The sequence below is a fragment of the Flavobacterium collinsii genome (assembly GCF_946903285.1).
Taxonomy (GTDB): Bacteria; Bacteroidota; Bacteroidia; order Flavobacteriales; family Flavobacteriaceae; genus Flavobacterium; species Flavobacterium collinsii.
The window spans coordinates 1653987-1675644 of record NZ_OX336425.1 but is presented as its reverse complement, the minus strand read 5'-3'; the positions used below and the strand labels follow the sequence as shown (position 1 = coordinate 1675644).

Below are 21658 nucleotides of genomic sequence, written 5' to 3'. Positions count from 1 at the left end.
TCATGAAACAATCTAAAAAAGGAGAGTTTTACGGCCAGACTAACAAAACGATTTCTCTTGAAGGAATAACGTTAACTGATACCGTATATACACACCCTACAGTAGACTGGCATTATCACGAGCATGCTTACTTTACCTTTATTCTGCAGGGAAATGTAATTGAAGGAAATAAAAAAGAAGTCTATAATTGCGCCCCCGGAAGCCTCCTTTTTCACAACTGGCAAGAACCACACTATAACATTAAACCGGAAGGTTTTACGAGAGGTTTTCATCTTGAAATCGAAAGAAAATGGTTTGATTCACTTACAATGAATAGCGACAACCTACAAGGAAGCGCAACCATCCTAAATCCCGACATCAAACTTTTAATGTATAAAATTTTCAGATCAACCAAGGTTGATGACTATCATTTTGATCTTTCGACTCAAACGTTATTAATCGAGATCTTATCGAAACTAAATGGCGATTTTCAATCGGTCCTACATAAAAATCCTAAATGGGTTTCAATGATTGATGAAATCCTTCACGATCAGCTTACCGAAACCATGACACTCGATTATTTGTCGAAAACATTAGGCATCCACCCTATTCATCTTTCAAGAGATTTCTCAAAGTATTTTCATTGCAATCTGGGAGAGTACATACGAAAATTAAAAGTAGAAAAAGCATTGTCGCTCATTGCAATGCAAAGCAAATCTCTAACGGAAATTGCTTACGAATGTGGTTTCTCCGACCAAAGTCATCTCACTCGGTCTTTCAGAGAAATAAACGGACTCAATCCTTCAGCACACAAAAAATTACTTTTCAAAAAATAAGTCAAATGTTAATCCTGTACAATTTTTAAAGTTTATTGTACGGTAGATTTGCATTTCAATCCTTACAATCAATCAAATGAAACACATTCTTTTACTTGCCCTGCTATTTTGTAATAGTATAATTTCGGCACAAAACAGTAATCTGTTCCAAACGGACGGAATTACAACTGAACTACACAAAAACAATGTGGGTAAAGTTACTTTTATGAAAGGCAACATTCCACTGGATCAGTATAAAGAAACTGATTTTCTGAAATCCTTTGAACTAACCTATAAATCCGATCTGAACATCAGGGTTTTCATGAACAACTCTGTTACAAATTACCTGCATCAATTGAATCCGGAATTACCCGCTGATCAACTTTTAACGACAGGAAACCTTCAATTTGCCTTTTACATCGACAATAAACTTCTTTATACCGAAAACCTTAATTACGGATGTAGTTTTGGATCAGCAGGCAGCAAAGACACTTCAACAACCTTCAGGGTTCCTTTAACGAGTTCCAAAAAAGAAGACTGGTGGTCCATTTACCTGTGGGAACGATTTAAAGTGAATGGCGGAGAGAATGCACTAACCAATGGCAAGCATAAACTAAAAATTGAAATTCGTCCTTATCAAACGAATCAAAATGGAGCGGTCAAAACGGGAGATTTAATTGCTAAAGGAGAAATTCAGCTGATCTTAAAAGCACCCAAACTAACTCCCAAACAAATCGAAATTCAACCCACTCAACCCAACAGCGGCTGGGAAGTTTCAAACTTTGCTTTTGACAAAAAGAAAATTGAACAACTCAACACAGCTATTGCCAGCTACAATTTGAAAGAAATCACGAGTGTAGTTGTCATTTACGATAAAAAACTGCTGCTTGAAGAATATTTTAATGAAGCCGACAGAAACACTTTGCATGACACCAGATCTGCAGGAAAATCTTTCGCTTCAACCCTAGCAGGAATTGCCATAAACGACGGTTATCTTAAGAATGAAAATCAAACATTGAACCAGTTCTACGATTTAAAGAACTTTGCCAATTATGAGTCTAAAAAAGACAGCATAAAAATAAAAGACCTACTCAACATGAGCTCCGCCTTTGAAGGCTCCGATCAAAATAGCGATTCCCCTGGAAACGAAGAAAACATGTATCCTACAGACAATTGGGTAAAATTTACTTTAGATTTACCCATGGATAAATCTAAAACCAATGGCGGTCAATCAGATTATTTTACAGCAGGCGTAGTTTTACTGGGTGACATCATCCATAAATCAGTTCCTGGCGGATTAGAAAAATATGCCGATGAAAAGCTTTTCAAACCACTAAACATAACACATTACCAATGGCAGTATACTCCACAGAAAGTAGCCAATACAGCAGGAAGTCTACAAATGACCTCATTGGATTATGCCAAATATGCTCAATTATACCAGAACAATGGCCTTTGGAATGGCAAACAAATCCTTACTACCGATTGGGTTCAAAAAACCCTAACCCACCAGTTTCAGATTCCGGAAAGAGAAAACGAATACTACGGTTATCTGTTTTGGAACAGAACTTTTACTTTTAAAAACACTCCCTACGAAACTTATTACTGCGCAGGAAATGGTGGAAATGAGTTTATGATTTTCAAAAACCTTCCACTTGTAGTAATCATTACTTCAAAAGCCTATAACAAACCTTATGGGCATGCACAAGCTGAAAAAATTGTACAGGATTATATACTTCCATCACTATTAAAATAAAAGTCAGGATCAGATTCAAAAAGGTATTCACTTTACTGTAAAGCGCGTTAGAGATGGCGATTGCTGTTCTTTTGCGATCTCTAATGGCTTTGCATTTTCTAAAATCACCTGTCACAAAAGATTTAACGCACAGGATTTTTATAGCATTATACTAGTCCATTACTAAACAGACAATGTTCCGGAAACATATAAAATACCTTTTGCCAACAACCACAACAAGGCCGCCATGCCTAAAAGTCCCCAAGTCCAGTTGCTGCTTCTTTTCCAACTAAAGAAAAATGTCGGGATTTCCCAATATTTAATCACGATAAAAGTACTTACTCCAATTAATGAAACCCAAATCATCTCGGCAGAATGAATGTGAAAACTATAAAACAAAACCAAGGCAAAAAAGAGAGTCGTCACAAATTGTAAATAATAATAATTCTTATAATTGCGTTTGTAATTATCCTTAAGCGACAACAGCAAAAACGATACAATTAGCAAGCTAGTCAAAGCGGTTATTACATACGAAAAAATTGCATTATACTGCCAAATAAGGAACCCGTCTATGATTAGCGCCAAAACCATACAAGCCGCGAGCGAGTAAACACTTCTTTCAATATAAGCATCTTTCTCTTTATAAGGTATCAGAATCGGGTACATATATTTCTCTAAAATTCGCCAAAAAGGCAAAGCACAAATAGCCGCCATTGCAGCGATCACAATTTCATAATTATACACCGTGTCCGCCGGAACTTTGCACAAGAGATAAAACAGCGCCACAGTAACGATGATAGCAGGCAGGCAAATTGTTTTTACAGTTTCCCACTTATCATCTCCCCAGAAATTATTCTTTATTTCAAAAATATATTTCTGTACCAAATATTTACGGGTAAAAATTGCTGTGGACTGGCTCCATAACAAAAACAAACCTGTATGAATTACTATAGTCCGCAATGTCATTTCTTCTATAAAACACCCCCAAACAACGCAGGCAGCCCCTGCTAACAACAATTCGTACGTTAATAAAATTGCCGAAAATAAAAGTCTGAATAAGGGCGCAAACTGATTGATCAGGATACCAATCAGTGAATTCCAATAATTGCGCAACAAACCTATTATCGAACATATTGCAATAAATGCCGAGAGATACAACATCCAATTGGTCAGCGATTGTGTTTGCATCCATAATTGAACTGCAGAATTTTTTACGGGCGTATAGACTATATGAGAGTTGGCGTAAATTTCGTTCGCTAATTGATTTCTTACCGTATCGTTTAGTCCAGAAAATTGTTTTTTGTGCTTTTGCCAATAAACAGTAGCATCAGAACCACTTTTTTGTAAAACGGCAAACTCGTATAAAATCTTTTTTTGAGCATTGGTCAATGATGCAACTTTCTCGGCAGAATGAATTTCTTTTGCAAACAGGCTTGTACAGAAAAGAAACAGGAGGAAAACTATTTTTTTCAAAATTTGGATAGATTAATCCTTCCAAAAATACAAATAATAAGTATTGGATATAAAGCAAAAAACCCGTTCACCAAAGATGAACGGGTTTTGTAATAAGTAGTCTAATGCTTATGCTTCGAATGGAAGGATAGATACATAAGATTTGTTATCTTTTTTCTTTTGGAACTTAACAACTCCAGCTACTCTTGCGTGTAGTGTGTGATCTTTACTGATGTAAACGTTTTCACCCGGATTATGTTTTGAACCTCTTTGTCTAACGATGATGTTCCCAGCAATAGCAGCTTGACCACCAAAAATCTTAACGCCTAGACGTTTTGATTCTGATTCTCTACCATTCTTCGAACTACCGACACCTTTCTTGTGAGCCATGACGTATGAGTTTAAATATTGTTATTATTCTTTAGTAGCTTCTTTTTTTGCTTTTGGAGCTGCTTTTTTCGCTTTTGGAGCTTCTACTTCTTCAGTAGCTGCATCTTCTGCTACAACTGCTTTTTTAGCTGCTGCTTTTTTAGTTCCTCCTGCTGCAGTAATACCTTCAATTACAATTTGAGTAAGATATTGTCTGTGACCATTTCTTTTTTTGTATCCTTTTCTTCTTTTCTTTTTGAAAACGATAACTTTATCTCCTTTTAAGTGTTGTAACACTTTAGCTTCTACTGAAGCACCTTCTATAGCTGGGGCGCCTAAAGTTACATTTCCGTTATCGTCTAATAAAAGAACTTTGTCAAAAGAAACTTTTGAACCTTCTTCGTTAGCCAAACGGTGAACATAAACCTTTAAGTCTTTGCTTACTTTGAATTGTTGCCCTGCTATCTCTACGATTGCATACATACCAAATTGATTTATTGATTTTTAAGGTTGCAAATATACAACTATTAATTTACTGTGCAATCCCTTATTCCAAAAATATTTATTTCCGCTTTACAGCTGTTTTTCAAGGCATTTCTGTACTCCAAAAAACACATTTAGAAGTAAAAGACTGTTAAATTTTAATCATTTTACCCCCGTACCCCTGAATGCTAATTAAAAAAAGTTATTTTTGGTGTAACGATAATCAACTCTTGACTACCTATTTATTTAGGTAAATATAAATTTATTAATCTTTATGAAAAATTCAATAATTATGTTAAGTGCGGCACTAATGCTCGGCGGAGTGGCTCATGCTCAAAAGGTAGCTTTTGAAGAATACAATTTAGATAACGGAATGCACGTCATTTTGCATAATGATCCCTCAGCTCCGGTCGTGATCACCTCAGTTATGTACCATGTAGGATCAAAAGACGAACGTCCGGACCGAACAGGTTTTGCCCATTTCTTTGAACATTTGTTGTTTGAAGGAACTAAAAACATCAAACGCGGCGAATGGATGAAGATTGTTACCGCTAATGGAGGTGTAAACAACGCCAACACTACTGACGACAGAACGTATTACTACGAAGTTTTCCCTTCAAACAGCTTAGAACTTGGTTTATGGATGGAATCTGAAAGATTAATGCATCCGGTTATCAATAAAATTGGTGTTGACACACAAAATGAAGTGGTTAAGGAAGAAAAAAGAATGCGTTACGACAATCAGCCTTATGGAAACATTCTGCCGGTTGTAAAAGAAAACATGTTCAAAAAACACCCGTACCGTTGGACTACTATCGGTTCTATGAAAGATTTGGATGCTGCAACTCTTGAAGAATTTCAGGCATTTAATAAAAAATTCTACACGCCAAACAATGCTGTTTTAGTCGTAGCAGGTGATTTTGACAAAGCCAAAACAAAAGAATGGATTCAGAAATATTTTGCACCAATTCCGAGAGGCGAAGAAGTAAAAAAACAAACTTATGTAGAAGAGCCAATCAATCAGACAATAAAAGCGACTTACGAAGACCCGAACATTCAGATTCCAATGGTAGTTGCTTCATACAGAACTCCATCTATGAAAACCAGAGACGCCAGAGTTTTAGACTTGATTTCTTCTTATTTAAGTGATGGAAAAAGCTCTAAATTGTACAAAAAAATAGTTGACGACAAAAAAATGGCCCTTCAGATTGGAGCGGTAGGATTTAGTCAGGAAGATTACGGAATGTACATTTTGTATGGTTTACCAATGACCCCTAACACAACAGCCGACATTTTGAAAGAAATGGATGAGGAGATCGTAAAAATTCAAACAGATTTGATTTCTGAGAAGGATTATCAAAAATTACAAAACAAATTCGATAATAATTTTGTGAATGCCAATGCAAGCGTGGAAGGAATTGCAGAAAATCTTGCTTCTTTCTACCTGCTTTACGGAGATGTAAACTTGATTAATACGGAGATCGATCTTTATCATTCTATCACCAGAGAAGAAATCAGAGAAGTAGCCAAGAAGTACCTAAACCCTAACCAGCGTTTAATTTTAGACTATATCCCTTCAACTAAAGCTCAAAACTAAGTCATCGAATCATGAAAAAAATACATACATTTTTAATCCTTTTATTCCTAACTGGAATTATGCAAGCACAAGACCGCCCACAACCAAAACCAGGCAATTCTCCTGTAGTCAACATCAAAAAGCCGCAAACTTTTGTTTTGGCAAACGGGATGAAAGTTTTAGTGGTTGAAAATCATAAATTACCAAGAGTAAGCTTTACTCTTACCCTTGACAACGCTCCTTTTGCAGAAGGAAACAAAAAAGGAGTCGACGAATTAACAAGCGCCTTAATTGGTAACGGAACTAAAAAAATAACGAAAGAAGCTTTTAACGAAGAGATCGACTTTTATGGAGCGAATATTAATTTTTCTTCTTCGGGAGCTTCTGCAAGTTCGCTTTCTAAATACTCAGGACGTGTTTTAGAACTTTTAGCCGAAGGAGCTTTACAGCCGAATTTTACTCAGGCAGAATTTGATAAAGAAAAAGCAAAATTAATCGAAGGACTTAAAGCCGACGAAAAAAGCGTTCCGGCAATTGCAAACAGAGTTGTTGATGTTCTGGCTTTTGGAAAAAATCACCCTTCAGGAGAATATCTTTCAGAAGAAACGGTAAAAAATGTCACTCTTGCTGATGTTCAGTCCAATTATGCAACTAATTTTGTTCCTGAAAATGCCTATTTGGTCATTATTGGTGATGTTAAATTTAAAGAAACCAAAGCAGCGGTAGAAAAACTTTTTAGCGGATGGAAAAAACAAGCCGCTCCAAAAAATACTTACCCTGCTCCAGAGAATGCCTCTAAACTTCAAATTGATTTTGTTGACGTTCCGAATGCAGTTCAATCTGAAATTTCATTGGTAAATATCGTGAATTTAAAAATGAGCGATCCTGATTTTTTCCCTGCTGTAATCGCGAACCAAATTTTAGGAGGTGACTTCAACAGTTATCTAAACATGAATTTACGTGAAAAACATGCCTGGACATACGGTGCTCGCTCCAACATTGGAAGCGGAAAATATGTAACCAAATTTAGAGCTTCTTCAGCCGTTAGAAACACTGTAACCGACAGTGCAGTAGTGCAATTTATTAAAGAAATCAAAAGAATCAGAACTGAGAAAGTTTCTGAAGACATTTTGAAAAATGTAAAAGCCGGATATATTGGACGTTTTGTAATGCAGATTGAAAAACCACAAACCGTTGCTCAATATGCTTTAAACATTGAAACAGAAAAACTTCCTGCTGATTTCTACGAAAAATACATTCAAACCATAAACAATGTAAGCGCTGACGATATTTACCGCGTTGCCAACAAATACTTTTTACTGGACAATATGCGAATTGTTATTGCCGGAAAAGGTTCTGACGTGATTACAGGTTTAGAAAAACTTCAAATTCCGATTTTCTATTTCGATAAATACGGAAATCCTGTTGAAAAACCAGTAACCAAAAAAGAAGTTCCAGCTGGAATTACCGCTAAAACAGTTTTCGAAAACTACCTTAAAGCAATTGGTGGAGAAAAAGCAGTTACGGCCGTTAAAACACTTTCGATGACTGGATCTACAACTGTTCCTCAAGCTCCTGCCCCATTAACATTTACTTCTAAATTAGATTCAAAAGGAAAGATGATGGTTTCTCTTGCCATGGGAACGATGAATTTAATGAAACAAGTGGTGAATGACAAAGGTGCTTATATCGAACAACAAGGACAACGCAAAAACCTTGAAGGAACCGATCTTGCCGAAATGAAAGCTAGTGCTGCTCCTTTTGAAGAACTTCAACTTGCAAAAAGAGCCGACTTAAAAGTAGACCGTATCGAGCCTATTAACGGCAAAGATGCTTATGCAATAAAAGAAGGCAAAACAACTTATTTCTACGATGTTAATTCAGGTCTTAAACTGGCCGAATCAAAAGATCGTGAGCAAGGTGGAAAAGCAACGACACAAATCACAAACTTCAACGACTATAAAGATGTAAAAGGGGTAAAAGTTCCTTTTAACATTGTTCAGAATGTAGGTTTTGAATTAGACATCAAAATGTCTGATATCAAAATCAACGAAGGAGTTTCTGAAGCAGATTTTTTATAAGATGCTAAGAATATAAGGTGCTAAGACACTAAGGTACTGAGGTACTAAGATTTTTTTTGAGGCTTAGTCAAAGTTTAAAACTTTGACTAAGCCTTTTCTTTTTTATCAGGCTGAGCGACAATCGTTTTCTTTAGATTCTCGTTACGGAGTTACTTACGAAGATTTCTCCTCCGTCGAAATGACAACTTTGGGACAAGCCTTTGTCAGACCAAACGAAGTCAAAGCTTTGTCCGGCTGAGCGAAGTCGAAGCCCCCCGTTCCAATTGGTGCGCCCTTCGAATCCGCTTCGAATCCGCTCTCTTCGACTCCGCTCAGGGCGGCAAAACAAAACAAAAGAAAGGCTGTCAGTTACGACAGCCTTTCTCATTTTAATCATTCAACCTCTAAATAAGGGCTTAAAATTTCTGCTAATTCATTCAGCCAGTAAAAGCCGTTTTCAAGGCTTGTTTTGTCTGTCTCGAATGTTTCGCATTCTCTCATCATACTTAAAGCAAGCAGATAATTTACTTTTCGAATTGTCTTTGCCATAAATTCAGGATCTACTGATTTGCTGAAAAAATCAATCAATTTCAATTCTGTCTCTTTCGAAAGGGTGTTTGTACTCATAATCTTAACTTTTAGGGAAATATAAAACCCGCATAGCTAAGGTGTCCTACGCTGTTAAGAAAGCGTTACGGTCGTTTCCAATTCCGCCACCATACTACACGGGCAAATTTTTTTTCTAAATTCATAATCTTAACTATTAGGACCGTAAAGATACCTAAAAGCTTTAAATAAGTAAGAATTTTCAATCAATAATTTAAATACAAACCCGTATGATTTAACTGTCCTACGCCACAAAAAGCATTGCAGTTGTTTCCAATACCACCAGCATACCATACCGGGTATAAGTTTTTTTCGATGTTCCTTCAGCTTCAAAATGACAAACTTAACAAAAATATTCAGATGAAAATAACTGTCCTAGCCCCGATAGAAGTGGAAATCCTTTTGTGGCGGGGTTCGCCACAAAAGATTGGAACGAATAGCGGGATTAGCTCCTGAAAGAAAATTTGATCAAAACCAAAATAGCACTTCACACCTGAAATCTACTTTTTAGCCGATAAATACACCCCAATCAGGATTATAAAAGCGCCAAAAAACTGAATCGGTGTAAGCATTTCATTATCCAACAGTCCCCAGAAAAATGCCACGATTGGAATTAAATATGTTACTGAAGTTGCAAATACAGGCGATGACATTTGTATTAATTTAAAAAACAAAACATTGGCGATTCCGGTTCCCAGAACCCCTAAAATCATCACAAACAAAATAGAATGCTGCGTCGTTTCAAGACTTATTCTTTGAGGAAAATCGGTTGTACTTAAAATAAGCAAAGCCGGAACAAGCAACACCGCAAAATTTCCTGTCGTGATACTCAGCGAATTTAAGTCGGATAGGTATTTCTTAATCAAATTGACATTTATCGCATAACTAAGCGTTGCAATAACGACCAGAATAACATAATAATAATTTTGCCCAGGATGTGAAGATGCCCCACTTAAAACCAACAACAAACACCCAACCAAACCAACAAAAACGCCGAGAACCTGCCTTTTTTGAAATTGGATTCCAAAAATAAGCACACCTAAAACCAATGTATTTAAAGGCGTAAGCGAATTCATAATGGCCACGATCGAACTGTCGACTTCCGTTTCGGCAATTGCAAAAAGAAATGCTGGTATAAAGGTCCCAAAGAAAGAAGTTATGGCAACAAATTTCCATTGATGACGCGAAATTTTCTTCAAACTCTTAAAGCCAACAATCAGCAAAAACAAAGCTGCAAATATAATTCGGAACGAACCCACCTGAATCGCTGTCAATCCCACCAAACCTCTTTTGATGAGAATAAAAGAACTTCCCCAGATTAGCGAGAGTACCAATAAATAGGCCCACTTTAATTGTTTTGCGTCCATAAATCGTATTTTACTGCAAATTTGTAATAATTTTACGAATTGACCTCTTCCTTTTTACTAATTTTGCAAAGAACATTATTCGCAAATTAAAATCTTATAATATGAAATTCACAAAAATCATCGCCGCTATCGCCATCGCAGGTTTAGTAATGGTAAGCTGCAAAAAAGAAGAAGATAAAAATCTGGCCAATATAAAATCGGAGAACACAGCTCCTAAAGAACACAAAGCAATTGCTGCCGAAAATGTACAGACTTCAAGTTTTAAAATCGAAGGAATGACTTGTGCAATGGGATGTGCCAAAACAATCGAAAAAGAATTATCCAATCTTGACGGTGTAGAAAAAGCAACCGTTGATTTTGAGAAAAAAACAGCAACTGTGGTATTTGACAAAACAGTTCAAAACCAGGAAAATTTAACCAAAACAGTTCAGGCAACCGGAGACGGCAAAACGTATAAAGTTTTAGATATCAAATCGTAATTTGACGACTGTTCAGTTCTAAAAAGACTGACCAAAAAAATAAATCTTTAAACAGTAGTAAACTAAGGCTTGCTACTGTTTTTTTTTATAAATCATTTCAATACAGCCATAAGAAACAATGGAACTTAAATTTAGCCACATAGACATTTTAGTTAACGATCTGCAATTGGCATGCGACTATTATGCAAAGATCCTCGGAGCAACAATCTCGAAAAAATTCACCTGGGAGAGAGGCGAGTTACACGTTACCTACACTGTTGTAAAAATAGGCGAGGAACGATTTATGCTGGTGCAGCCTTTTTCCGGAAATCTAAAGAATCTAATAGACTCAAAGGGCGAAGGAACAATTTACCGTCATTGTTATTCTACCCCCGACATCGAAGCTGCTTTTGACGAATTGATCAATTCAGGCGTGCAGCCAGAGGACGAAAACGGAAATGCACTGTCACGAGAAAGTCTTAACTCTCCAAGCGGCGTTAAAATCCTCTGGCTTCCGAAACGTTTTGGCGAATTCTCGATTGAAATCCTTGAAGAAGCAGGACTTCAACAGTTTATGAATGAGGCTTTTTCTGCTTCCTAAGACGCAAACAGTAAAAACACAGCAATTTATATTAAAGTTAAAAAGACTTTTAAATAAAATACCCCAGAATAGTATCTCACTTTTTGGGGCAGTACACGATGGATGCGTTTTTAATTTATATTTGAGGAAGACTAATAAAATCAGAGGCATTTGTACGGCTCATCTAAGAGAAATATACACTTACGCGCGAGACGCTCACACTAGCAGGATACGTTTATTAAATACACACGGAAGTCACCAAAACACAAATGAAGCATAATGGATTTACTAGAAATCATTCTTGGAAGATATTTAATTGAGATTTTGGGAGCATGTGTAGGATTCACTTATTTAAATACCATAGTTCTTTTCAACGAAGATGACTTTATTACCTTTTCAGAAGTATGGTGTCCAAAAGGAAATAACAATAAGAAAGATGCCAATAGCGAAAGAAATCATGTGATAGAAATAATTTTTCTGGGAGGAATCGTGTTTCTTTTAGTAATTTTTACATCATCTTGAATATAACTCACATTAGCTAACAGAATCACCTTTACACTGCGCGAAATCTCCCGACTTGATAATCGTACTATATTCTGTTTTGCAATAGTTTTTTTATTTTTCTTTGCGAAGTATTGGAACGGTTACAAAGTTGGGAGACTTCGCGCAGCAAGTTTTCTTAAGCGACAAGTTCCTCGTAGTGATAAAATTATAAATTCATAATTATGAGATTACAGGATTTAAAAAACAAATATGAAATTAGTGTATTTAATGAGTCATTAGACGAAAATTTAGTCGGAAAAGCATCTGAATGGGAGTACTATTCAGCTATTCGTTTAAATGGAATAATAGCAGTTGGATGGCTTTCAGATGATAATATTTTACTCGTTAATACAGATGGAGTTTTTATTTATGACATTCTTAAAAAGAATATTATATTTAGTGATTATGAAAATTCATTTAAAAAAAATATATCTGATGATAATCTGACTTTTTATGTTCAAACTAAATCTGAAACTGTATTTATTTTTGGATTAAGAGGCGGAGGTGGGAATTTATTAACAAAAGATAATATATGGAAGATAGAAGTTATTGATATTGCTTGCAATATCAAGGTGCCTAAACTCTTAAATTATAAGAATGGAAAAAAATATTTTTTAGAGCTGCAACAAAACAGTTATGAAGGAAATAAATATTTAGGATTTTCAAAGTCAGAAAATTATTTTCTAATTATGGGGGATGGAGGTCTTGACGTTTTCTCCCGATTAACAGCCCCTTAAGGGCAAAACTTACCTTTTAATTTATTTCATAACGCGTTGCACTATGCTATTACTAAGGCTCTTTCGGAGTAATGGATTTCAACATTTAAACTTAACACTTGTTCCCTACAAATTCTTGGATTGATCCAAAATTTGATCTTTAAAAACCTAAAAAGATTTTCAAATAAAATGCCCCCAAATAGTATCTCACTTTTTGGGGGTAGTATAAAATTAAGTACGGACTTTTATTTCCATTTTAATGTTTCCATCAATCGCTGCATATCATTTCTGATGTAACTCGCAGCCGGCATAACTGAATCAAAGTTAGGTTTGGCATAAAAATAAACCGATCCTGTGATAAAATGTTTTGTACTGTCGGTCACGTAAAATTGCGAGTTTGTGGCAGCATTTCCATCTACGCGATAAAACATGCCGTAAACCTTTTTTTCGGGGTTTAAATACGGCTGTTCTAAGATATCATCGGCCTTGATAACGTGCTCATAGGTTAACTTCTGGGCATCTTTGAGCAGTTTCTCAATATCACCATGAACTGGTTTATAAGTCAGGTAAATGGTAGCTTTCATCTTTGGATAGGTAATCGCAAATCCGCAGTTTTTCTCTCCTTTAATTACAGCTCCTTCATTCATTTCAAAAGTAAACGGGCAATTGTTTTCAAAACCTACATATTTTGCTTCAGGATAATCCAAACGAAGAAAACTCGCAGGCTTTGGCACTACATCGTCTTTACAGCTTACAACCGTCAATGCCAGTAAAATTGTTGCTATCGAAATTGTCTTTTTTAGCATTCTTAATCTATTGTTACTTTTATTTGTTTTACACGTTTCTTATCCACAGTTTCTATAGTAAAAATGCAGTTTTCAAACGCTATTTTCTGATCTTTTTTAGGGAAGTTACCCAGAATTTCTAAAATAAACCCTGCCAGTGTCTCGGCCTCACCTTTACGAGATTCAAAGATTTCTTCGTTAACATCTACGATTCTGTAAAAATCCTTGAGATTTATTTTTCCTTCAAAAAGAAAATTCTTTTCATCAATCTGAGAAAAATTGAGGTTCTCATCGTCGAACTCGTCACTAATATCTCCTACAATCTCCTCGATAACATCTTCCAGCGAAACCAATCCTGATGTTCCTCCATATTCATCGACTACAATCGCCAAATGGCTTTTAAGGCTCTGAAAATCTTTCAGCAAATTATCCAGTTTCTTATTCTCCGGAACAAAAAATGCTTCTCTGATTAATGACGTCCAGTCAAATTCTTCTTTATCGATATGAGGCAGTAAATCTTTCACAAACAAAACGCCTTCTATCTGATCAATATTGTCACGATATACCGGAATTCTCGAAAATCCTTTTTCAATAATTTTTGGGCAAATTCCCTCAAACGATTCAGACATTTCTAATGCAAAAATATCAATCCTCGGACTCATTACCTGTTTTGTGTCGGTATTACCAAAAGACACTATGCCTTCCAGTATCTTTTGCTCTTCGCTTGATGTACCTTCAGAATCTGTCAATTCTAAGGCTTGTGAAAGCTGATTGATAGAGAAATTATTTTTTTGTTTTCCCAATTTATTGTGCAAATATAACGTAACGCTGCGCATAGGCAAACTGATTGGCGATAGTAATTTATCCAAAACCAGCAACGGATAAGCCATACGTTTCGCAAATTTCACATTGTTACGGCTCGCATAAACTTTAGGAAGTATTTCTCCAAACAGCAAGATCAGGGAAGTAACCAGTATGATCTCGAGAATAAACTTAAGGATTGGCGAATCTATATCGGCAAAAATACTCTGCCCTGTATACGAGAACAAAATAACGACTCCAATATTAAAAAAGTTATTGGCTACTAATAAGGTCGCTAAAAGTTTCTTGGGTTTATCTAAAAGATTGGAAATAATCTTTCCTTTCGACTGATTTTCCTGTAATGTGTCGTCAATGTCTTTTTGAGACAAAGAGAAAAGTGCCACTTCGGCACCTGAAACTATTGCCGATAAAAACAGCAAAACAAATATTCCGACAAAACCAATTATCAAATTGATGTCTAGTGTCGTATTAAAAAACAAACTGGGCTCCGGGTCCAAATTAAAAAAGATTAGTTAAACAATCAAAAAGGCAAATCATTAATAGGTAAGCCTTCGTTCGCAGCGTCAAAGTTAGTGTTTTTTGCCGGTTCTGTATCGGGATTAGGTTTATGATTTCCGGTTTCTTTTTTGGTAGTCAAGAAAGTAAACTCTGTAACCTGAATTTCTGTAGTGTATTTTGTAGTACCGTCTTCGGCTTGCCATTGACGTGATTTTATACGTCCTTCGATATAAATCTTGTCTCCTTTCGACAAGTATTTCTCGCAAATTTCGGCCGCTTTATTGCGTACAACCAAGTTGTGCCATTCTGTTGACGTTATTTTTTCATTGGTTGTTTTATTGATATAAACCTCATTTGTAGCCAACTGAAAACGCCCAATGCAATTTCCTCCATCAAAATAATGCATTTTTACATCATCACCTAAATGGCCAATTAACATCACTTTGTTTAATGTTCCGTTCATAATTTATTAGTGGTATTTATCCCAAAGATACATTTTTTTAGCAAATTATTTCCTGCTTTTCGATAAAATTATAAATCACAATTGGAAAAGGAAAACTTTTTAATTCATTGACATTCAACCCATTTACTATCACCTCCTTTATTTTAACCTTCCAGAACTGTATGTGTAAATGCTGGTGCGAAAGTTTGTGAATAACGGTGCTCGCCGCATAATCTTCTATACCTATTATTGTATATGATGAAAAAACACTGTCTTTAACAGCTCTTGAAACCACATCAAAGTCTACAATTTCAGTAGTTTCCAAAAGTGGAAACTCATATAAGTTATGCCAGATTCCTTTTGCCGTTCTTTTCTGAATTAACGTATTCCCTAAAACGTCTTCTAGAATCAGATAATTAAAGAAACGATTTGTTACTTTAACTTTCTTAAACTTAACCGGCAAAACCGCAACCTTTTTCTTTTGTAATGCTGCACAGCTATCATTAAAGTCACAAACGGTACAATCCGGACTTTTAGGTACACATTGTAAAGCCCCAAACTCCATTATCGCCTGATTAAAAACAGCAGGATTGTCTTTTGGCATTAATTCATTTGCCAATTCTGTGAATTCTTTTTTAGTTGCCGGTGCAGCAATATCCGATTCGATATCAAAATAACGGGAAAGTACTCTAAATACATTTCCATCAACAACAGGAACAGCTTCATTGTAAGAAAAAGAAGCGATTGCCGCAGCTGTATATTCGCCAACTCCTTTTAATTTTAAAAGTTCATTATAATTAGGAGGGAAAATTCCATTTAGTTCATTTGCGACATATTGAGCTGTTTTATGTAAATTTCGGGCACGAGAATAATAACCTAATCCCTGCCAAAGTTTCAAAACCTGTTCTTCTGAAGCATTTGCTAAATCATATACAGTAGGAAATTCCTTCGTAAATGCAAAAAAATATGGAGTTCCTTGCGCAACTCGCGTCTGTTGCAACATAATTTCTGAGAGCCAAATATGGTATGGATTGGTCGTTTTTCGCCATGGCAAATCACGTTTGTTTTGTAAATACCATTTTATCAATATGTTAGAAAAATTCATTGCAAAATACTTAGAATACAAAAGTAAATGTTTATGTAATTAAAATTTAACGATTTAGCTTGATTAATTATTTTTTTAATTCCTATATTTGCAAACTCAAAAAAATAGTACACCATTTATAAAATAAAATAGGAAAGAAAATGACGAAAGCAGATATCGTAGCGAAAATTTCAGAGAAACTAGGTCTTGAAAAAGGAGATGTTCAAGCAACAGTAGAAACTTTTATGGAAGAAGTTAAAACTTCACTAGAAACTGGAGACAATGTTTACCTAAGAGGTTTTGGAAGTTTTATCGTAAAAACCAGAGCTGAAAAGACTGGTAGAAACATTTCTAAGAATACAACTATCAAGATTCCAGCACACAACATTCCTGCGTTTAAACCTGCAAAAGTTTTTGTAGAAGGAGTAAAAACAAATAACGAAGCAAAATAATACTATTAATTAATTATAAAATCGACACGATATGCCAAGTGGTAAAAAAAGAAAGAGACATAAGGTAGCTACTCACAAACGTAAAAAAAGAGCGAGAGCTAACCGTCACAAGAAGAAAAAGTAGTTTTAAACTACTTTTTTCTTTTTAAACGTTCATTGAAATTGAAAAAAGACGAAAGAGAAAAGAAAATAGAATATAGACGTAAAAATCTATCTTCTATACTCTGTTCTCTATTAATCTTCTTTTCCCCGGGTTCAATACCTGTTAAAAATATTGTTTAATCCATCTGTAAATAAGATTTTAGATCTTAGATTTTAGATTTTAGACTTTTCTTAAAGTCTATGCTCTTTTCTCTATACTCTATTTTCTGAAAAAACAGATAAAAATTTACAGTGTGAATAAAGAATTAATCATTAGATCTAGTTCTGAAGCCGTAGATTTTGCCTTATTAAAAGATGGAAAACTAATTGAATTACACAAAGAAGAAGAGAAAAGCAATTTTCAGGTTGGTGATATTTTTATCGCCAAGATACGAAAACCAGTTGCTGGACTTAATGCTGCTTTTGTAAATGTAGGCTTCGAAAAAGATGCCTTTTTACATTATCACGATTTAGGACCTAACTTAGCTTCTCAACTGAAATTCATAAAACTTGTAAGCGCAGGTAAAATAAAAGATTTCTCCCTAAAAACCTTTCAGTTTGAAAAAGAGATTGACAAAGATGGCATCATTACTGATATTTTAAGTGCCAATCAATCTGTTTTAGTTCAAGTTGTAAAAGAACCTATATCGACCAAAGGCCCAAGAATAAGCGCTGAGCTTTCATTGGCAGGAAGATTTATTGTTCTCGTTCCGTTTTCTGACCGTGTTTCTATTTCTCAAAAAATAGAAGACAAAAAAGAAAAGGATCGTCTAAAAAAACTTGTTCTATCGATCAAACCTAAAGGATTTGGTGTTATTGTTCGCACAGTAGCCGAAGGCAAAAACGTAGCCGAATTAGAAAAAGATTTGCAGAACCTGCTTGGCAGATGGACTGCAATGTGTAAAAAATTACCAACTGCTCATCATCCCTCAAAAGTATTAGGAGAACTCAACAGAGCTTCTTCAATATTAAGAGATGTATTCAATGATACCTTTAGCGGTATTCAAATAGATGACGAAGAGTTGTACCATCAAACGAAGGAATATCTGCAAGAAATTGCACCTTCAAAACAATCGATTGTTAAGTTTTATCAATCAAATGACACTCCAATTTTTGAGAAATACAATATAGAGAGACAAATCAAAACTTCATTTGGAAGAACCGTCTCCATGAGTAAAGGTGCTTATCTTATCATCGAACACACTGAAGCTCTTCACGTTATAGACGTAAACAGCGGAAATCGTTCGAATAAAGCAACCAACCAGGAAGACACTGCCATGGAGGTAAATATGATTGCCGCCGCCGAAATTGCCAGACAACTTCGTTTGCGTGATATGGGTGGAATAATCGTAGTTGATTTTATCGATATGTCTAATCCTGAAAACAGGAAGGTTTTGTTCGACTTCTTGCGAGAAGAAATGAGCGACGATAAAGCAAAGCATAAAATCTTACCGCCTAGTAAATTTGGTTTAGTTCAAATTACCAGACAACGCGTAAGACCAGAAGTTAATATTAAAACTAGAGAAGAAGATCCAAACAATGAACATGGCGAAATTGAAGCGCCAATTTTAATCATTGATAAAATCTCATCTGATTTAGATAGAATCTTAAAAACCCACAAGGGTGTTGTACTTAATGTACATCCGTTTGTGGCTGCATACCTCAGCAAAGGTTTTCCATCATTACGTTCAAAATGGTTTTTTGAACATAAGAAATGGGTGAAAATCATACCTCGTGACGCTTACACGTACTTAGAATACCATTTCTATGATAAAAAAGGAAATGTTATTTCAGAATAAAAATCAAAACCGCCTTTCGAAAGACTGGCGGTTTTTTTATACCTTTTTTTTCGCCACAAATTACACGAAATTAACACGAATTCATTATTGCAATAATTCGTGAATTTGTGGTGAATGATTTTATTTAGGAGCAATTTCCAGCTATCCGCTTGTATCTTTTCCTGTCTAAAGAAGCCAGAAAAAGGATACCGCTCCTATCTGGGCTACGAATTCGTCTTCACAAAAAGTTTTTCTGTCATTCCGAAAAGAAATAACAAACAGTTTGGAATTTGGAATTTAAAAATTGGAATTCATTTCTCCTCCTATTCCCTAACAATCTCAATTTTTCTTCTAATCTCATTTCCAAAAGCATCTACAACTGTAATATAATGCGTTCCTGAAGTTGGGGCAACAGGCAATTCGTGAAAGGTTTTTGTGGTTGCTTTATAAACGTCATCCACGTACCAAAAGAGTTCTTTATCCCGTTCAGAATAGGCTACTTTTAGAATGACTGGCTGGACTTCACTATTAAAATTCTTCGTTAAATAAATCTTACCATTGGTTTTTGGATAAATAAAATCCATTGTTTTGGTTTGCGTACCCTGACAGCCTTCTTTAAACGGAGGCAGAGGCAGGTATTCGATATGTTGGCTCTTGTAATACCACGCCATAACCGGAGGCAAAATAAACCAGTTTTTAGTCACTATATTATCAATGTTTTCGCAACTGCTATTTACCTGAAACTTTTCGGTCCTATCCAAATGAACGGTTTTATGATACGGACAAACGCCTGTCGATTTTCCTTTTTTAGGAACCCATTGTTTCATTTTTGGACAACCATCTTTGGCCAAGTAGCCGCTTAAACGACACACCTCAACTTCTTCTAAATCCTTATAGGGCGTTTGAAACCATTTTTGTCTCGGCAGTAAATTAAAAATATCAAATAAAATTGGTGCGGCACTTGTAACTCCTGTTAAAGTAGGCCTGCCCTCACCTGTTGCATTCCCAACCCAGATGCCCACTACATATCTTGAATTGGTACCAATTGCCCACGCATCACGATTACCAAAACTGGTTCCGGTTTTCCAGGCAATTTTAAGAGAGCTGTCGTAAAACTTCCAGGCTTCATCTCCTTCCGGCCTGTTGACCTCTTCCATGGCATTGTAAGCCGCCCAAATTGATCCGGCGCCCAAGATGTTCTTCTGATTGCTTTCTGAGCCAAAATCGGGCTCAAAATTGCTCTTATAATTTAACTCCGTAAATTCATTCGTTCGGTATTGTGCCTGATTCTTAACATAATAATTTAAGGTAGAGGACAGATTTGCATACGTTCGGCATAAATCCCACAAATTACTTTCGGCTCCACCCAGAATAAGCGATAACCCGTAATGATCGGGTGTTTTATTAATGTCCCGCAATTTAAACTTTTGCAATTCTTCATAAAATTTATTCACGCCAAACTCCTGCAGCATCAAAACCGACGGGATATTGAGGGAACGTGACAAAGCCCGATGTGCCGGAACTGCTCCGTCAAAGGTCAGATTGAAATTTTGCGGAGTGTAACCTGCAATCTGCGTTGGAATGTCAGCAACCAAAGTATTCGGCAGTAATTCACCATCGTCCAGCATTCCGGCATATAAAAGCGGTTTCAGAATACTCCCTGTACTTCTGGGCGCATCGATAATATCAACATCTTTTTGATGATCTTTATCGGTTGGAGCATTGCCCACGTAACTGATTACATTTCGATTGGAAACATCAATTACCAGAATAGCCAGATTGTGCACTTCATTCTGCTTGTATTGATTGTAATAGTATCTGGCAATTTGATTAACTCTGTTTTGCAGCACATAATCAATCGTAGTTTTTACCCTTGTTCCTTCCTGATCTTTAGCGGCTCTTTGCAATAAATGAGGTGCTATCTGAGGCAAATCATACGGTTTTTGAGGCAAAGGTTCCTCAACTGCAAGTTCATAAGTCTGCTTGTCAATTACACCTTCCTGCTGCAGTTTAAGCAAAAGTCGGTTGCGCTTGTTTAATAATTTGATTTGGTTTTTTCCAGGATAAATCAGACTCGGTGCATTGGGTAAAACTGCAAGTGTAGCATTTTCTGCCCACGACAATTGATTGGACTGCACGCCAAAATAACGCCACGACGCCATTTCGAGCCCGACAACATTTCCTCCAAACGGAGCATGAGCAGCATACAACTCAAGAATTTCATTCTTAGAGTACCCCAATTCCAATCGCGTTGCGAGTATTATTTCGATCAATTTTTCAAAATAAGTTCTTCCCTTTCCTTTTCGGGACAATCGGATCACCTGCTGTGTCAGTGTACTTCCGCCGCGAACTACTTTTCCTGCTTTTCGGTTTTGCTTAATCGCATTTACCATCGCAACCGGATTAAAACCAGGATGTTTATAGAAGTACTCGTCTTCAAAATATACAATGCATTTCTTGAATTTATCGGGTACGCTGTCCTGTGCCGGAAAACGCCATTGTCCGTCAAGGGCAATTTTAGCACCAAGCAACTCTCTTTCTTTACTTTCGATAACCGTCGAGTACGGCTCTTTAAACAACGTTCGGGGAATGGAAAAATAATAAATCAGCAAGAGCAGAAATGCAATTGCTGATTTTATTTTATTCTTTTTGATCCAGTTTATAATGCGCTGTAAAAACGCTTTTAATTTATTTTTCAACGTAATATTTATTTAACCGCGAAAGTGCTAAGTTATTCGCTAAGTCTACAAAGATTTTTTGCTCGCAGATTCCGCAGATTTGCTTCGCCTGTTCGCTATCGCTCGGGTGGCAGATTTTTTTTATCTGCTTCATCTGTAAAATCTGCGTGAAACTATATTTTACTACAAAGTACGCAAAGTTTATTAGCAACAGATTATACAGATTAACACCAATTTTT

At 36.0% G+C, this 21658-nt stretch carries 21 protein-coding genes; 11 read left to right on the top strand and 10 right to left on the bottom strand.

Going from position 1 to position 21658, the window contains the following annotated elements; genetic code table 11:
• Positions 1 to 2 precede the first annotated feature (2 nt).
• Together OGZ34_RS07470 and OGZ34_RS07465 are read left to right on the top strand one after the other, a co-directional pair.
• Positions 3 to 815: a helix-turn-helix domain-containing protein gene (locus tag OGZ34_RS07470; protein WP_263362630.1), complete on the top strand. Its 813-nt coding sequence runs from the start codon at positions 3 to 5 to the stop codon at positions 813 to 815.
• Between the two features lie 76 nt (positions 816 to 891).
• Positions 892 to 2550 (top strand): serine hydrolase domain-containing protein, encoded by a 1659-nt coding sequence (locus OGZ34_RS07465; protein ID WP_263362629.1) that lies wholly within the window; start codon positions 892 to 894, stop codon positions 2548 to 2550.
• 162 nt (positions 2551 to 2712) lie between these two features.
• Here OGZ34_RS07465 and OGZ34_RS07460 read toward each other — a convergent pair whose 3' ends face one another.
• The 3 genes from OGZ34_RS07460 to rplU form a co-directional block, all read right to left on the bottom strand.
• Complete coding sequence (locus OGZ34_RS07460; RefSeq protein ID WP_263362628.1) at positions 2713 to 4002, bottom strand: hypothetical protein; 1290 nt, start codon at positions 4000 to 4002, stop codon at positions 2713 to 2715.
• Between the two features lie 108 nt (positions 4003 to 4110).
• A complete protein-coding gene (rpmA, locus tag OGZ34_RS07455) occupies positions 4111 to 4371 on the bottom strand; it encodes a 50S ribosomal protein L27 (protein ID WP_017497241.1) in 261 nt (86 codons plus the stop codon).
• Between the two features lie 24 nt (positions 4372 to 4395).
• On the bottom strand, positions 4396 to 4833 hold the full coding sequence (gene rplU / locus OGZ34_RS07450; RefSeq protein WP_068844917.1) for a 50S ribosomal protein L21: 438 nt from the start codon (positions 4831 to 4833) through the stop codon (positions 4396 to 4398).
• Positions 4834 to 5107: 274 nt separating this feature from the next.
• Between rplU and OGZ34_RS07445 the strand changes: the two genes are divergently transcribed.
• The 3 genes from OGZ34_RS07445 to OGZ34_RS07435 all read left to right on the top strand — a co-directional run bounded on the left by OGZ34_RS07445 (position 5108) and on the right by OGZ34_RS07435 (position 8728).
• Positions 5108 to 6430 (top strand): M16 family metallopeptidase, encoded by a 1323-nt coding sequence (locus OGZ34_RS07445; RefSeq protein WP_263362627.1) that lies wholly within the window; start codon positions 5108 to 5110, stop codon positions 6428 to 6430.
• An 11-nt stretch (positions 6431 to 6441) separates the two neighbouring features.
• Entirely contained in the window at positions 6442 to 8490 is a 2049-nt protein-coding gene (locus tag OGZ34_RS07440; protein WP_263362626.1) for a M16 family metallopeptidase, read from the top strand.
• A gap of 82 nt (positions 8491 to 8572) precedes the next feature.
• Positions 8573 to 8728 (top strand): hypothetical protein, encoded by a 156-nt coding sequence (locus OGZ34_RS07435; RefSeq protein ID WP_263362625.1) that lies wholly within the window; start codon positions 8573 to 8575, stop codon positions 8726 to 8728.
• A gap of 134 nt (positions 8729 to 8862) precedes the next feature.
• On the opposite strand, the gene OGZ34_RS07430 is transcribed toward OGZ34_RS07435, so the two are convergent.
• Both OGZ34_RS07430 and OGZ34_RS07425 read right to left on the bottom strand, forming a co-directional pair.
• A complete protein-coding gene (locus OGZ34_RS07430) occupies positions 8863 to 9096 on the bottom strand; it encodes a hypothetical protein (RefSeq protein ID WP_263362624.1) in 234 nt (77 codons plus the stop codon).
• A 479-nt stretch (positions 9097 to 9575) separates the two neighbouring features.
• Positions 9576 to 10442, bottom strand: coding sequence for a DMT family transporter (locus OGZ34_RS07425; protein WP_263362623.1), 867 nt, complete (start codon positions 10440 to 10442; stop codon positions 9576 to 9578).
• Between the two features lie 101 nt (positions 10443 to 10543).
• On the opposite strand from OGZ34_RS07425, the gene OGZ34_RS07420 reads away from it, so the two are divergent.
• The 4 genes from OGZ34_RS07420 to OGZ34_RS07405 all read left to right on the top strand — a co-directional run bounded on the left by OGZ34_RS07420 (position 10544) and on the right by OGZ34_RS07405 (position 12760).
• Positions 10544 to 10921: a heavy-metal-associated domain-containing protein gene (locus tag OGZ34_RS07420; RefSeq protein WP_173964262.1), complete on the top strand. Its 378-nt coding sequence runs from the start codon at positions 10544 to 10546 to the stop codon at positions 10919 to 10921.
• A gap of 118 nt (positions 10922 to 11039) precedes the next feature.
• The gene (locus OGZ34_RS07415; RefSeq protein ID WP_263362622.1) at positions 11040 to 11501 is read left to right on the top strand and encodes a VOC family protein; all 462 of its coding nucleotides are present in this window, start codon (positions 11040 to 11042) and stop codon (positions 11499 to 11501) included.
• A 258-nt stretch (positions 11502 to 11759) separates the two neighbouring features.
• Entirely contained in the window at positions 11760 to 12002 is a 243-nt protein-coding gene (locus OGZ34_RS07410) for a hypothetical protein (RefSeq protein ID WP_263362621.1), read from the top strand.
• Between the two features lie 203 nt (positions 12003 to 12205).
• Positions 12206 to 12760, top strand: a complete 555-nt coding sequence (locus tag OGZ34_RS07405) for a hypothetical protein (protein ID WP_263362620.1) — start codon at positions 12206 to 12208, stop codon at positions 12758 to 12760.
• A gap of 224 nt (positions 12761 to 12984) precedes the next feature.
• Here the strand turns inward: OGZ34_RS07405 and gldD are convergent, their stop codons facing one another.
• The 4 genes from gldD to mutY are packed head-to-tail and all read right to left on the bottom strand — an operon-like array spanning position 12985 to position 16391.
• Positions 12985 to 13545 carry a gliding motility lipoprotein GldD gene (gene gldD / locus OGZ34_RS07400; protein ID WP_263362619.1) on the bottom strand — a complete coding sequence of 187 codons (561 nt, stop codon included), beginning with the start codon at positions 13543 to 13545 and terminating at the stop codon, positions 12985 to 12987.
• A gap of 2 nt (positions 13546 to 13547) precedes the next feature.
• Positions 13548 to 14843, bottom strand: coding sequence for a gliding motility-associated protein GldE (locus OGZ34_RS07395; protein WP_263362618.1), 1296 nt, complete (start codon positions 14841 to 14843; stop codon positions 13548 to 13550).
• A gap of 23 nt (positions 14844 to 14866) precedes the next feature.
• A complete protein-coding gene (locus tag OGZ34_RS07390; protein WP_173964266.1) occupies positions 14867 to 15307 on the bottom strand; it encodes a single-stranded DNA-binding protein in 441 nt (146 codons plus the stop codon).
• 37 nt (positions 15308 to 15344) lie between these two features.
• A complete protein-coding gene (gene mutY / locus OGZ34_RS07385; RefSeq protein ID WP_263362617.1) occupies positions 15345 to 16391 on the bottom strand; it encodes an A/G-specific adenine glycosylase in 1047 nt (348 codons plus the stop codon).
• A gap of 140 nt (positions 16392 to 16531) precedes the next feature.
• Here mutY and OGZ34_RS07380 point away from each other — a divergent pair, with 140 nt between their 5' ends.
• Together OGZ34_RS07380 and OGZ34_RS07375 are read left to right on the top strand one after the other, a co-directional pair.
• The gene (locus tag OGZ34_RS07380; protein ID WP_007805026.1) at positions 16532 to 16822 is read left to right on the top strand and encodes an HU family DNA-binding protein; all 291 of its coding nucleotides are present in this window, start codon (positions 16532 to 16534) and stop codon (positions 16820 to 16822) included.
• A gap of 395 nt (positions 16823 to 17217) precedes the next feature.
• A complete protein-coding gene (locus OGZ34_RS07375) occupies positions 17218 to 18762 on the top strand; it encodes an Rne/Rng family ribonuclease (RefSeq protein ID WP_173964268.1) in 1545 nt (514 codons plus the stop codon).
• Between the two features lie 302 nt (positions 18763 to 19064).
• Here the strand turns inward: OGZ34_RS07375 and pbpC are convergent, their stop codons facing one another.
• Positions 19065 to 21440, bottom strand: coding sequence for a penicillin-binding protein 1C (pbpC, locus tag OGZ34_RS07370; RefSeq protein WP_263362616.1), 2376 nt, complete (start codon positions 21438 to 21440; stop codon positions 19065 to 19067).
• Positions 21441 to 21658: the final 218 nt, after the last annotated feature.

What these genes read in the sequence shown, in the direction of transcription:
- OGZ34_RS07470 (WP_263362630.1), top strand. Translation starts at nt 3, where the DNA reads ATGAAACAATCTAAAAAAGGAGAGTTTTACGGCCAGACTAACAAAACG.
- OGZ34_RS07430 (WP_263362624.1), bottom strand. Translation starts at nt 9,096, where the DNA reads ATGAGTACAAACACCCTTTCGAAAGAGACAGAATTGAAATTGATTGAT.
- rplU (WP_068844917.1), bottom strand. Translation starts at nt 4,833, where the DNA reads ATGTATGCAATCGTAGAGATAGCAGGGCAACAATTCAAAGTAAGCAAA.
- OGZ34_RS07390 (WP_173964266.1), bottom strand. Translation starts at nt 15,307, where the DNA reads ATGAACGGAACATTAAACAAAGTGATGTTAATTGGCCATTTAGGTGAT.
- mutY (WP_263362617.1), bottom strand. Translation starts at nt 16,391, where the DNA reads ATGAATTTTTCTAACATATTGATAAAATGGTATTTACAAAACAAACGT.
- OGZ34_RS07425 (WP_263362623.1), bottom strand. Translation starts at nt 10,442, where the DNA reads ATGGACGCAAAACAATTAAAGTGGGCCTATTTATTGGTACTCTCGCTA.
- OGZ34_RS07440 (WP_263362626.1), top strand. Translation starts at nt 6,442, where the DNA reads ATGAAAAAAATACATACATTTTTAATCCTTTTATTCCTAACTGGAATT.
- OGZ34_RS07380 (WP_007805026.1), top strand. Translation starts at nt 16,532, where the DNA reads ATGACGAAAGCAGATATCGTAGCGAAAATTTCAGAGAAACTAGGTCTT.
- OGZ34_RS07415 (WP_263362622.1), top strand. Translation starts at nt 11,040, where the DNA reads ATGGAACTTAAATTTAGCCACATAGACATTTTAGTTAACGATCTGCAA.
- OGZ34_RS07420 (WP_173964262.1), top strand. Translation starts at nt 10,544, where the DNA reads ATGAAATTCACAAAAATCATCGCCGCTATCGCCATCGCAGGTTTAGTA.
- OGZ34_RS07445 (WP_263362627.1), top strand. Translation starts at nt 5,108, where the DNA reads ATGAAAAATTCAATAATTATGTTAAGTGCGGCACTAATGCTCGGCGGA.
- OGZ34_RS07465 (WP_263362629.1), top strand. Translation starts at nt 892, where the DNA reads ATGAAACACATTCTTTTACTTGCCCTGCTATTTTGTAATAGTATAATT.
- rpmA (WP_017497241.1), bottom strand. Translation starts at nt 4,371, where the DNA reads ATGGCTCACAAGAAAGGTGTCGGTAGTTCGAAGAATGGTAGAGAATCA.
- gldD (WP_263362619.1), bottom strand. Translation starts at nt 13,545, where the DNA reads ATGCTAAAAAAGACAATTTCGATAGCAACAATTTTACTGGCATTGACG.
- OGZ34_RS07405 (WP_263362620.1), top strand. Translation starts at nt 12,206, where the DNA reads ATGAGATTACAGGATTTAAAAAACAAATATGAAATTAGTGTATTTAAT.
- OGZ34_RS07410 (WP_263362621.1), top strand. Translation starts at nt 11,760, where the DNA reads ATGGATTTACTAGAAATCATTCTTGGAAGATATTTAATTGAGATTTTG.